This window comes from Caballeronia sp. M23-90 (genome assembly GCF_053574605.1).
This window is the reverse complement of record NZ_JBSIPA010000766.1, coordinates 1-1,688: the sequence shown is the minus strand read 5'-3', so window position 1 is coordinate 1,688 and position 1,688 is coordinate 1. Positions and strand designations below refer to the sequence as shown.

General features: G+C 62.6%; 1 protein-coding gene and 1 pseudogene. Both read left to right on the top strand.

The annotated features are described in order from the left end of the window. Positions 1–257, top strand: a pseudogene (locus tag ACRXB1_RS35650) (DUF1338 domain-containing protein); the annotation flags it as partial. Further along, positions 254–1,486 (top strand): aminotransferase-like domain-containing protein, encoded by a 1,233-nt coding sequence (locus tag ACRXB1_RS35645; protein WP_449494724.1) that lies wholly within the window; start codon positions 254–256, stop codon positions 1,484–1,486. The pseudogene ACRXB1_RS35650 and the gene ACRXB1_RS35645, both read left to right, overlap by 4 nt. The last annotated feature ends 202 nt before the right edge of the window (positions 1,487–1,688 follow it).

Genomic DNA, 1,688 nt, shown 5'->3' with positions numbered 1-1,688 from the left:
TTGGCCGCCCGATCAAGGATTCGGTCGAGGTGTCGAAGTCGGGCCGTGTGCGCCAGACGGCGTTCCGTGCGGACCCGGTGCGCCGTGTGTTTATCGATAAAACCGGCGCGCAGATCGAGCGCGACGTGCCCGGCTCGTTCTATGAATTCATCAGCCGCGATACGGTTCTCGACAATGCCACCGGCCGCAGCGTGCTCGATCTCGGTTTCGATGCTGGCAACGCCACGGGCATCTTCAAGATGACGGCGGCCGCGTGACCACGAACGCGACTGCTGCATCGGATCTATACGACTTCACGGAGCCGTTCAAGGCGCCGCAAGGCTCCGCGATCCGCGAGCTCTTCAAGTACCTCGCCCGGCCGGGGATGATCTCGTTCGCGGGCGGCTATCCATCGAAGGATTTGTTCGACCGGGCTGGAATCGGGCGCGCGATGGAAGAGGCTTATCGCGCCGACCCGATTGCGTGCCTTCAATATGGCGACACCGCCGGCGCGCCCGCACTGCGCCGCGCGATTGTGCGTTTGATGAACGATCGCGGCGTGGCGCGTGAAATCGATGACCTGATCGTGACCACCGGCTCGCAGCAAGGTCTCGACTTGCTCATCAAGATCCTGGTCGCGCCGGGCGACGCCGTGCTGATCGAAGAGCCTGCTTATCCGGCCGCGATCCAGGCGCTGCGTCTTGCGGGTGCGAAGCTGATTCCGGTGCGCACGGACGCGCAGGGCATCGACGTCGATGCCCTCACCGAACAACTCGAAGCGCTCGATCCGGCCGTGCGTCCGAAGTTGCTCTACACGGTGCCGACCTTCGCGAATCCAACCGGCACGACGTTGCCCGTGGAACGCCGCAAAGCGCTCGCACGCCTCGCAATGCGTTTTCGCTTCGTGCTGATCGAAGATGATCCATACGGCGAGCTGCGTTTCACGGGCGATCCGGTCAAACCGATCATTGCGCTTGCCGATGCCATTCCCGGCGCGCGCGACTGGGTCGTGTATTTCGGCAGTCTCTCGAAGATCGTTGCGCCGGGCTTGCGCATCGGCTGGTCGATTGCGCCGCCCGCCATCACACGCCGCATGCTGGTCGCGAAGCAAACGAGCGATCTGTGCACGTCGCCGCTTGCGCAGGAGACGGCGCGGTTTTATCTGGAAAGCGGACGGCTGGCGGAGCACGTGCCGGTTATCGTGCAGGCGTACAAGAAGCGTTACGAGGCGTTGTCGAGCGCGCTGCGGCAGTTCGTTCCTGACGACATCGAGTATGTCGTGCCGCAGGGCGGCATGTTCGTATGGGCGCGCCTGAAGGGCGACCGCCTTGCCGCAGACGTACTCAAGCGCGCAATCGAGCAGAATGTGATTTACGTGCCCGGTCCGGCTTTCTACGTGCACAACGCCGATGAATCAAGCATGCGGCTTTCGTTTGCCGCCGCGCCGGGGGAGGCCGAAGTGTTTGAGGGTGTCCGCCGTCTCAAGCTCGCGCTGGCAAGCCGGTAACACGATGTCTCGCCAGACGCGGAGAAACGCGTTCTAATCGCATGATCCGGCGCGACGGATTGATGTGGGTTGGTTCGTCCAGCGCACCAAGTCGTACCGATTAATCATTTGCAACGGTATTTTTAGGCCCTGAAACTCTGTGCCGTCGTGTACGCATTTCATGCCGGCGCAAGTTCCAGAGCGGTGTTGATGTCGACGGCGA